General features: G+C 62.7%; 8 protein-coding genes. 6 read left to right on the top strand and 2 right to left on the bottom strand.

Translation table 11 applies throughout. From position 1 onward, the window contains the following. The first annotated feature begins 162 nt into the window (after window positions 1-162). The 3 genes from ACS8YF_RS18965 (at window position 163) to ACS8YF_RS18955 (ending at window position 2,494) form a co-directional block, all read left to right on the top strand. Window positions 163-546, top strand: coding sequence for a hypothetical protein (locus tag ACS8YF_RS18965; protein WP_440851674.1), 384 nt, complete (start codon window positions 163-165; stop codon window positions 544-546). Window positions 547-826: 280 nt separating this feature from the next. Beyond that, window positions 827-2,062, top strand: coding sequence for a sensor domain-containing diguanylate cyclase (locus ACS8YF_RS18960; protein ID WP_440851673.1), 1,236 nt, complete (start codon window positions 827-829; stop codon window positions 2,060-2,062). Window positions 2,063-2,191: 129 nt separating this feature from the next. Further along, window positions 2,192-2,494 carry a hypothetical protein gene (locus ACS8YF_RS18955; protein WP_440851672.1) on the top strand — a complete coding sequence of 101 codons (303 nt, stop codon included), beginning with the start codon at window positions 2,192-2,194 and terminating at the stop codon, window positions 2,492-2,494. Between the two features lie 343 nt (window positions 2,495-2,837). Here ACS8YF_RS18955 and ACS8YF_RS18950 read toward each other — a convergent pair whose 3' ends face one another. Continuing rightward, on the bottom strand, window positions 2,838-5,075 hold the full coding sequence (locus tag ACS8YF_RS18950; protein ID WP_440851671.1) for a putative bifunctional diguanylate cyclase/phosphodiesterase: 2,238 nt from the start codon (window positions 5,073-5,075) through the stop codon (window positions 2,838-2,840). Window positions 5,076-5,211: 136 nt separating this feature from the next. Here ACS8YF_RS18950 and ACS8YF_RS18945 point away from each other — a divergent pair, with 136 nt between their 5' ends. After that, complete coding sequence (locus ACS8YF_RS18945) at window positions 5,212-7,539, top strand: IS4 family transposase (RefSeq protein ID WP_440851670.1); 2,328 nt, start codon at window positions 5,212-5,214, stop codon at window positions 7,537-7,539. A 122-nt stretch (window positions 7,540-7,661) separates the two neighbouring features. On the opposite strand, the gene ACS8YF_RS18940 is transcribed toward ACS8YF_RS18945, so the two are convergent. Beyond that, the gene (locus ACS8YF_RS18940; protein ID WP_440851675.1) at window positions 7,662-9,065 is read right to left on the bottom strand and encodes an ATPase domain-containing protein; all 1,404 of its coding nucleotides are present in this window, start codon (window positions 9,063-9,065) and stop codon (window positions 7,662-7,664) included. Window positions 9,066-9,827: 762 nt separating this feature from the next. On the opposite strand from ACS8YF_RS18940, the gene ACS8YF_RS18935 reads away from it, so the two are divergent. Both ACS8YF_RS18935 and ACS8YF_RS18930 read left to right on the top strand, forming a co-directional pair. Continuing rightward, a complete protein-coding gene (locus ACS8YF_RS18935; protein WP_440851669.1) occupies window positions 9,828-10,070 on the top strand; it encodes a type II toxin-antitoxin system ParD family antitoxin in 243 nt (80 codons plus the stop codon). Next, window positions 10,063-10,365 carry a type II toxin-antitoxin system RelE/ParE family toxin gene (locus ACS8YF_RS18930; RefSeq protein ID WP_440851668.1) on the top strand — a complete coding sequence of 101 codons (303 nt, stop codon included), beginning with the start codon at window positions 10,063-10,065 and terminating at the stop codon, window positions 10,363-10,365. Before ACS8YF_RS18935 ends, ACS8YF_RS18930 begins: the two co-directional genes overlap by 8 nt. The last annotated feature ends 246 nt before the right edge of the window (window positions 10,366-10,611 follow it).

The raw sequence follows: 10,611 nt of genomic DNA, 5'->3' as shown, positions 1-10,611 counted from the left end.
TGTTCACACGGAATATCTGGTCATCAATACCGTATTTACACGGCATACAGACCCTTCGTTTTCCGCTAATCCCCGGAATCGTGGTGCCGCACCGCGGTAACCAGAGTGACCAACTCAGTTCACCAAATCGCGGGTGCGCCAGGCCACGGACAACGCCCGGTCGTGTCGAAAAACGCCGCGGTCGTGCGCAAGCATCTGGGCAACGGTCATATCCCGGCGCAGTGGGCCGAAACCGTCAATCACTTCGCCCAGCACGTGCTCTCGTCGTATCTGAACACTCACCGCTACTGTCCGTTCGCCCGCGAACACGTCGATGCTCAGGGCAAGATCCGCAAGACCGATCCCGATGCTGAGGTCGCCACGCCGGATGACAAGTTCAAACTCTTGCCGAATGCGTCCACCCGCATCAAAGCTGGCCTCGACTTCGACACGCTCGATGCACAGGTCTATGCGATGAGTTACGATGCCGCCGCTCGCCAGTTGAATGCCGAGCGAGATAAGCTGTTTAAATCCATAAGCAAGCCCCACACTCCGCGTTCTGACTGACGCTTTCAACCGGAGTGCTCAGACCCATCTCTGGATTGGAAAAGACTACCCGCTTGGCTCGGCATCACGTCGCTGGGTGGCCGACAGTGTCGTGGATGCGTCCAGGAACGCAATGGACGGATAACGCCGCGCATGTCGGTTTCCGATCACGCCAACAGGCCTCGCCGACTATTATGGGCCCGTCGGGATAGCCGGATTCGGGGTTGTCGGGCGGCCTTTGGAGTGCCCTGGAGCGCATCGACAGAGCGCACGTGAACGACTATGAAAAGGTCTGCCGATAATGTCCATTGAGATACACCCTAAGGCGATTCTCGGGGCGGCCAACGAGGGCATCTACGGGCTGGACAATGAGGGGCGAGTGATCTTCGTGAACACGGCCGCCGAACAGTTGACGGGCTGGAGCCGAGAAGAGCAACTTGGCGCAATTCAGCATGAGCTGATCCATCACAGTCACAAGAACGGTCAGCCTTATGCGCTGCACGATTGCCCGATTTACGCCACACTGCGCAGTGGCACGACGCACCGGGGAGTCGAGACGTTCTGGACCAAGGACGGCGTTGGCCTGCCCGTCAGCTACACGAGCGCCCCGCTTTTCGATGAGAAACAGGGGATCGTCGGCGCCGTGGTCACTTTTTCGGATCGTAGCACCGAGCTCTTGGAGCGCCGCTACCGGGCGTTGGTGGATGCGACCTCGAATTACGTCTGGTTGTGCGATGCCGATGGAACACTGAAGGAGGTCGATCAGGTGTGGCTGGCCCTAAGCGGGCTTTCGCGAGCGCAGGCCATCGGTAGCGGCTGGATGGATGCGATAGATTCGGCGGATCGCGAGGAATACCAACGCGCCCGGGCACGCGCGATCGACGCGGGTGAAGCCTTCGAACACGAGCTTCGTATCCAGTGTGCGGACGGCCGCCTGCGCTGGTTTCGGCATAATCTTGTGCCGGTCGAGAATGGCAACGGCATCCTCGTCGAATGGGTCGGTGCCGGCGAAGATATTACGGAGCAGAAGGCTCACGAATACCAACTGGAACGGCAGGCGGCGCGCGACCCGTTGACAGGCCTGTTCAACCGACGCGAATTTGAGCAGACGCTGGCCGAGGAAATGGTGCAGACCAGACGTCTCGGTACGCCACTCTCACTGATCATGCTGGATATCGACAACTTCAAGGCCATCAACGATCGGCACGGCCACGATACCGGCGACGAAGTTCTGGAATCCGTGGCTGGTGAGGTCGGTCGGGCGATCCGGGGCACTGATACATTGGCCCGGTGGGGCGGTGAAGAGTTCGCCATCCTGCTGTCCGGAGCCGATATAAAGAATGCAGCACGTGTAGCCGAAAGCGTCAGAACCCGTGTGGCTAAAGCGCGCTTCCCTCAGGCCGGACGGATCACGGTCAGTCTAGGCGTTGCTCAGTACAAGCGTTGCGACACTGCAGAAAGCCTATTCAAACGGGCCGACGAGGCTTTATACGAAGCGAAGGAATCAGGCCGCGATCGGGTCGTCATACATTCGTGACCGTGCGGCAACTCTATGCGACGCAACTTTGCACGCTTGGCTCGTGGCGCTCGATGGTTATGGTGCGCTCGGTTAGACGCATGACACGTGGGATGCGGTCCTACCCCTGCCAGCAGGGGTTCGTAGACGATGGTGAACAAGGCCACGTGTTTCCTGGGTGTGGATGTCGAGACGGATCGTGAAGGTCTCGAAGCACTGCGTGCGACCGATCACCGGCCCGCCCTGACCCAGCGGACCGGCCTGGATACGTTCCAGGCGGTGCTGGCAGGGACTCGGCGCGGAACGGTTGATCCAGCGTTGCCCGAGTGCATGCGGTGGGTCCGGGAGGCCCGGATCCTGCCGTTTGTCTGTGATCTGGCGATAGGCGATGTCTCGATGGCGGCGGCGGACGGGGGTATGTCCGGTCATGGAGGCCGCACTGGCGCGCGTTGAAGCGGTCTGTTGCGGCACCGTCACCGGTGCCGGCGGCTGAGGATCGGGATCAGCCGGAGAAGAAGGGGCCTTGTAAACGGCCGCGTCGGCCGAGCCTGGGCAGCTAATCGCCGCTTGTTACGATGAGCCGGTGGTGTTGGGCGGTCCGCAGGCCGGCGCGATCTCGGTGAAAGAAAGCGCTGAATCGCCTCGCATCTGGAAACGGTGTTTTAATACCTTTGGGTTTAATTCCCCGCCGCTTGCGGCGCATTCGATTAGCCGACGACATAAGGCGAGCGTTTAGCGACGCCTTATCAGACACGATCCGGCATACCCCGCGGCTTGCCGCGGGGTTCTTGATTCGTCACGATTCGGCAATGGCCGCCTCCACCAATGGCGGAATGTCCTCGGGCGGACGGGCCGCGCTGAGCCAGAAGCCCTGTCCCCAGCGGCAGCCCAAGTCAACCAGTCGCGCGCGCTGAGCATCGGTCTCGATGCCTTCCGCCAGGGTTTCCATCGATAGATTACGTGCCATATCGGTGATTGCGGCGATGATGGAGTCGCCGCGCTCGTTCGATGCCAGTTCGTCCACGAACAACTTGTCGATCTTGAGGGTGTGCAATGGCAGCGACTGCAGGCGCGCGAGCGACGAGTAGCCGCGGCCGAAGTCATCCAGTGCGAAGCGAAACCCCAGTGCGCTCAGCTCGCGCATGGAATGCTCGACGGATTCCACATCGTGCATCAGCATGTCTTCGGTCACCTCGAGCGACCACCACTCCGGTGCCGCGCCGCCTGCGGCGGCCAGATCGGCGATATGGCGCGCCGCGTCCGGCCCCTGCAATTGGCTGACGGCAAGATTCACCGACATGTACAGCCCCAGGCCATCGCGCCGCCATTGCGCAATCTGGCGTGCGGCGGTCCGCAGAACCCAGTCGCCGATCGGCCCGATCAGGCCGATTTCCTCGGCCACCGGGATGAATTCGCCCGGAGAAATCCGGGCGCCTTCGCTATCCTGCCAGCGCAGCAGGGCCTCCACGCCCACGACCCGTCCGGTCGCCGTCTCCCACAGCGGCTGATAGTGCAGGCTGAATTCTTCGTGCTCCAACGCGTGATGCAAGCGCGCTTCGAGCGTGAAGCGCCGCTGGCGCCTCTGGGCGGTCTGCGGGGAATAGAAGGCGATTCCATTGCCGGCCTGCTTGGTCTGGTACATGGCGGCGTCCGCCTGGCTGATGACCGACTCCGGATCCGCGCTATAGTGCGGGAACAGGCTGATGCCGATGCTCGCACCGATGCGGTGGCTGAATCCTTCGATATCGAACGGGCGCCGCAGAATCTGGATGATCCGCGCGGCCAGCGTCTCCGCGGCCTGGGCCAGGCGCTTGACGCTCGCTTCTGCGTCCTCGGGGCCGGGCGGCCGCCGCGGCTGGTCCATCATGATCACAATGAACTCGTCACCGCCCTGACGCGTCACCCAGTCTCCTTCACGCAGGGTGCCCTGAATGCGCTGGCTGACGCTGCGTAGCATGTTATCGCCCGCCACATGCCCCAGCGCGTCATTGACCAGCTTGAAATCGTTGATATCAATGAACAGCACCGCGGCGGCCTTCGGCGTTTCGCCCTCGGCCATGCGGCCCATATGATCCTGCTGGAACTGCTGCAGCAGGAAGCGTCGGTTGGGTAGCCCCGTGAGCGGGTCGTGATAAGCGAGCTGGCGAATCTCCTCCGCTTGGCGTTCGCGCTCGCGATCGAGGTGCAACTTGTCCAGCCCAAACGTGAGGTTCGCGGCCAGGCGTTCGAGCAATTCGCGGACCTGGCAGTCGAAATCGCCGCTGTGCGCGGAATACACACTCAGGACACCGGCGGGCCCGGCGCTCGGCTTGAGCGGTAGCGCAATCGCCGCGCCCAAGCCCCAGGCCGCCATGTCGTCTCGCCAGGGCTCGACCCGGGGATCATGGGCCAGATCCGCCACGATATGGGTCTCCCCGATGGCAATGGCACGCCCCACCGGGCCCTGTCCCCGCGCGCCCTCGCCCACCTGGATCAGGGCGCGGCGCGCATACTGGGCGGCCGGGCCGGAGATCGCCACTTTCCGGATATTGCTGGTCTTTTCCGAGCCGGTCGAATCCTCCAGAAAGCCGACCCAGGCCAATGAATACTCCTCGAACTGAGTGATAATGCGGCAGATCGCATCGAGCAATCCCTCCTCGGTGGTCTTGCGCAACATGATCTCGTTGCAGGCGTTCAAAGTACGCAGCGCCCGGCTCAGCCCGCTCAGATCCCGACGCGTGGCGTCGTGGGCTTCGTACTGACGCTGCGACAGCGCGCGCAGACGCAATAGATTGGCGACCCGCGCCCGCAGTTCCAGGCCGGTCGTCGGCACACGCAGAACATCGTCGACCCAATCGCCCAATGCTTCAGGCAGCCGCGCTTTACCCCCAGGGTTCTGTGACGTCAACACCAGCACTGGAAGCACGACCAGCCCGGCCTCCTCGCGTCGCTGCATGATCGGTTCGCGCAAGCGTTCGAGCGATAAGGCATCCACGATGAGCAGGTCAAAATCGAGGGTATCCAGACCGTCGTCCTGCAGGCGGATCAGCGTCAATCGGTCGTCCGCTGCCAGTAGGCGTGACAGGAGTCTGAAGTCGGCATCCGAGCGGATGGCGACAGCCAGCCTAGCCCTGCCCTATACCCACATCTAATGCTGGACAAACGCCCGTCGTGCCGCTACGGTATCGGGCATGGAGGCGCAAAGCCAGATCAAACGGACCTTGAGCCAGCCGCAGGCGTTGGCCCGTGTGCGTGCCTTGCAGGCCACCGTGGCGCCGGCCCACCGGACGGCGCTGGCCGATCGCGTCTGCGTCGAGTTTGGTTTTATCGATGGTCGGGGTCGCGGCCAGCGTGCGGGCTGCTTGAAGGCATTGCGGGCACTGGAGCGTGAGGGAGCGCTGACGCTGCCGGCGCCGTGCACGGCGCCCGGCCCGAGGCAGGCGCGGCGGCTTGAGGCGCCGGTGGCCCCGCCGCAAGCGGTACCGGCCAAGCTGGCCGAGTTGGTCGGCCTTGAATTGGTTGTGGTTGAAAATGCGGCACAACGTGCGCTGTGGAACGAACTCATGGTACGCGAGCATCCGCGCGGCCTCGGCCCGCTGGTGGGCTGCCAGCTGCGCTATCTGATCGGCTCGGCCCACGGCTGGTTGGGCGCGATCGGTCTCGGCGCGGCGGCCCTGCAGCTGGCACCGCGCGATCACTGGATCGGCTGGGATGGCACGCAGCGCGGCGAACAGTTGCACCGGATCGTGGGCCTGACCCGTTTTTTGCTCCGGCCCGGCGTGCATTGTCGGTATCTGGCTTCGCATGTGCTGGGCCGGCTGCTGCGTCGCCTGGGCGGTGATTTCGAAGCCCGTTACGGCTACCGCCCCTGGTTGGTCGAGACGTTTGTCGAGACCGCCCGGCACACGGGGGTGAGTCTGCGGGCGGCGAACTGGCAGTATATCGGCGACACGGCGGGCCGCGGACGCCAGGATCGCGCCCACGCCGGGGCCGAGAGCGCTAAGGCGATTTATGTCTACGGCCTCGAAGCCGACTGGCGCCAACGCCTTGGCGTGGGTCCGGCACCGAGTGCGGGCGAGGCGGCCTTGGCACCGGGTGACGGCCTGGACGACGCCCACTGGGCCGAACAGGAGTTTGGCGGTGCGCCGCTGGGCGATCAACGCCGGAGTCAGCGATTGGTGGTCAGTGCCCGACTGCAGAGCGAACAACCGATGCGGGGCTTTACCGGCGTGGCCGAGGCCGATTGGCCGGCGGTCAAGGGCTACTACCGCCTGATTGATCAGCCGGCGGACTCCGAAGTCACACCGGACCATATTCTGGCGCCGCATCGTGAGCGCACGCGCCAGCGGATGGCCGCCCAGACCACGGTGCTGTGCATCGCCGACGGCACAGACGTGAACTTCACGACCCATGCGCAGACGGCCGGCCTGGGCGTGATCGGGCGCAATCAGACCGGTGCCCAGAGCCGGGGGTTGCACCTGCACTCGACCCTGGCGGTCAGCGGTGAAGGCTTGCCCCTGGGCGTCTTGCGAGCCCGCTTCGAGGCGCCCCGACCCCGCGACCGCCAAGCAGCGGTCGCGGCCGAGGACAAAAAGAGCTTTCGCTGGATCGAGAGCCTGCGCGACTGCGCGGCGCTGGCCAAGACGCTGCCCGACACGCGCGTGATCCACGTCGCTGACCGCGAAGCCGATTGCTACGACCTGCTGGCCGAGCAGTTGCGCACGCCCGAGGTGGACCTGATCGTGCGCGCCAAATCCAACCGGCGCCTGCCCGACGCTCAGGGGCGACTGTTTGATGGGGTGCGCGAAACCAAGCCGCGCACCACGCTCGCGGTCGAGATCACCCGTCGCAGCCCGCGGGCAAAAACCAGCAAACGTCCTGCCTGCGCCGGGCGCACGCAGCGCAGTGCGACGCTGACGCTGCGTTACCGCCAAGTCAAACTCGCGCGCCACCGCCACAATAATCCGCACGTCCCGGCCACGTTGGCGGTGACGATCGTGCATGCTGTGGAGGACGCCCCACCGCCCGGCGAGGCACCGGTCGAGTGGTTCGTGCTGACCACGCTGGCCGTCGACACGCCTGCACAGGCTGAACAAGTGCTGCATTACTACAGCCTGCGCTGGCGCATCGAAGATTGGCACCGCGTGCTCAAATCCGGCTGCCGGATTGACGAGTTGGGCCACCACAGCACCGAACGGCTTGAGCGGGCCATCGCGATGCGCCTGGTCATCGCCTGGCGCGTGATGCTGATGACACTGCTGGGCCGCGAAGTGCCTGACTTGCCACCCGAGCTGCTATTTAGCGACCCGGAACTGCGGGTGCTCGGCGATGTGGCGCGATCGAAAGGACGCCGCCCGCCGAGCAAGCTCGGTGAGGCCGTGATCGGCACGGCTATCCTCGGCGGCTATCTCAATCGCAACCACGACCCGCCGCCGGGCCATCAACTGATGTGGCAGGGCTATACTATCCTCGCCGCCATGGCCAAGGCTTACCTATTGAGAGATGAGTTCGGACAATGAGACAACATCAACAGGTCACGACTGGCGTGGCGGGATTTGTGGGTAAAGGGCAGGCCTAGCCCGGTTCATCCCCAGGGCGGCCGGCAGGGCCTGGCGGCCTGCATTTGATGTCATCTGAGCTCCTACGCGTCGCCCAGCGTGTCCGGCAAGCCACTCATGATACCGCGCATTCCCGTGATCGGCGCCCCGACGGTGAGGCCCTCAGCGGTGATCTCGAAATGGCGTAGCATCTTCTCGAAATTACCGGTGCGCTTTTTGAGCATGCCGATGGTCTTTTGCAATGCGCCGTCAAGTTCGATGTAGCGCAACATGAGCACGGCGTCCGCGAGATAATTGATGCCGTACTCACTCACATGGACCTCGCTACCGGCAATGGCACTGACTTCGCTGATCAGCAGCACCGTGACGCCCATATTCGACAGATACCGGCACAGCGCATGGATATGCGGGGTCACCTCCTCACCGCGCACCGACTGGCGATAGCCCGAAATACTATCCAGCATGACGATTCGGACCCCGCGCTCTTCCACCTCACGCCGCACGCCGCAGGCGAATTCTTCGGGCATGTACCGCAACGGCTCGATCTCCTCGACCGCGAGCATGCCGGTGTTGATCATCTCGGTCAGCGGAATACCGATCTGCTCGCAACGATGGCTGAGGGTACCGACCCGCTCCTCGAAGGAGAAGATCACGGAGCGCTCGCCGCGGCGGGCCGCTTCCCGCATCACATGGGCCCCGAGCGACGTCTTGCCGACACCGGAGGGTCCGGAGATCAGGGTCATGGTACCGCGCTGTAAGCCGCCGCCGGTCAGCGCATCGAGCCCGGCCAGTTCGAAAGGGATCGCCTCGGCCGTAAACGTCTGCCGGTGATCTTCGGGAATCAGGCGGGGATAGATCTGCATGCCGTGATTTCCCAGCCGCACGGCATGGCGGCCCTCGGCAAATCCCGTGCCGCGGCACTTGAGCACGTGCAGCGCCCGTCCGGCCTCATCTCGCTCGAGCTTCAGGGTGCCGTCGCCCAGGTATTGCAGATCGTCATCCGCGGCCGTGCCCTGCTCGGCTGTGAACAGAACGGTCGCGCCGGCCGCCGTCAGGTATTGCAGCAGCGCCATAACCTGTTTGCGGAACTGGAAGGCATCGGGCACCAGGTGTCGGAACTGGCTCAGCGCGTCAATGAACACGCGTCGCGGGATCCCATCTGGGCAGGCAAAATCGATCCGCTCACGCAGGTCCGGCGCTTCGGCCTCCCAGGGTTCCAGCAATTGATAGCTGGCCAGGTCGTGGTCGGCATCGCCCAGGGTCAGATCCAGCAGCGTAACCGCGGACAGATCGAGGCCGATGCTCGCCGCGTCATCCCGGATGTCGTCCGCCACCTCGCCCAGGCTGACCAGCAGGGCCGGCTCGTCCTCGGCCGCGGCCAGGAAATGCAACCCCAGCGTGGTCTTGCCGCTACCCGGGCCGCCGGAGACCAGATAAGCGCGACGGGGCACAAACCCCCCGTGAAGCACGGCGTCGAGACCGCCGATGCCGCTAGGGACCCGTGGTTTGCCCTGACGTACGCTTGGCTTGTTCTTAAGGATTTTCGGCTCCAGATTTACTGTTTACTATCCGTTCAGAAGCTCTCACAAAACGACGGCTAGAGTCGGCCCGTTCACCATGCTGAACGCTCCACTAGTCGACGAACCTAGAAACGGTCGAGGGTCGTCGCGACGCCTCCCAGCATGCGATGCATATGCGCGTCGAAAGGCGGGTATAGGAGCCCAATGAGGGGATGAGTCGTCACAGAGACCACCATTGACGGTGTCACGACGAGCGGGGCTTGTATCATTGGAGGGTTGATCAGCGTATTTGCGATTCTGACTTTACTTTTTCGAGCTATAAGCCGAGACCCTGACCTATCGTGGACTGGTCGTAAAGCCGTAAAAATACTGATTACCATCCCGATAGGCGCTTGGAATGCATAAACGATGTCTGGCGCATTCCGGATACCCTTTGGACAAAGAGGGAGTTGCGGCATACGGGGCGAACAGGGGAAGGGGCAAATACGCCAAGGATTGAGTGCCCTGCGCAGCGGAGGCCGAATCTGAAGCGCGAGAGCACGCCAGCCATCGACGGACGGTACGGACGGAAACGCTGTCCTCGACGATCAGCCGGTCCTCAAGGGGTACGTTCGACGATCGGCTTACCGGACAGCCAATAGCGGGGAAAGATCGTCCGGCCCGACTTTATCCTACCTCTGCCTGAAATCTGCTATTCTGTGTTAATAGATCACACAGGTGAGGCGACTTATGCCCCGGACAACGAGTGTCACGATCGGTTCGCAGTTGGATGAATTCGTAGGAAGCCTGATCGCTTCGGGCCGTTACGGTTCGACGAGCGAGGTCATGCGTTCAGCACTCCGATTGCTCGAGCGCCAAGAGAATCAGCTGTTGGCTCTGAGAGCGGCGATAGAAGCAGGCGAGCGCAGTGGCGAAAGCGATGAATCCCTTCATGACATCGCAGCGCGGGTGAAGCAGAAGCACCATGTATAGGCTGTCGCGCCTGGCGGGCGACGACTTCGCAAGTATCTTCGAGTACACGTGGGTCGAATTCGGGCCACGCCAAGCCGACGCCTATACCGACGAGCTAGAAAAGACGCTTCAACTCCTGTCGAGTTCTCTGCTTGTAAGTCATGAGTGCCCGGAGATCGCGGCCAGCATACGTCGTCATGATCACCAGCGGCACGCGATTTTTTATCGCCATCGAGACGAAGGGATATTCGTTATCCGGATACTCCATCAGAAGATGGATATTCAAAATCAAATATTTAATTTTGAACAATATTAACCCGAAATTTGCACAAATTCGGCCGACAGCGACAAAAGGTTTGAGTAGCTGAGTCTACTGCCGTCTTTTTGTCCATTGTATCGGCGCGATTCGATAAATCCGCATGGCCATAGCACCTCAACGCGCTTATCACAGTCGGTTCCAGGGCTTTAAACGGCTCTCTGGACGCAAGGCATCTGACCCGGTCCGCTCGGAATCGAGTCAATGAAGGTCAAATGACGGGCGTGTTGGCCCGGCTCAGGCCAG

It is taken from the genome of Salinisphaera sp. SWV1, assembly GCF_052044155.1.
Classification (GTDB): Bacteria; Pseudomonadota; Gammaproteobacteria; order Nevskiales; family Salinisphaeraceae; genus Salinisphaera.
This window is presented reverse-complemented; position numbering and strand designations above follow the sequence as displayed.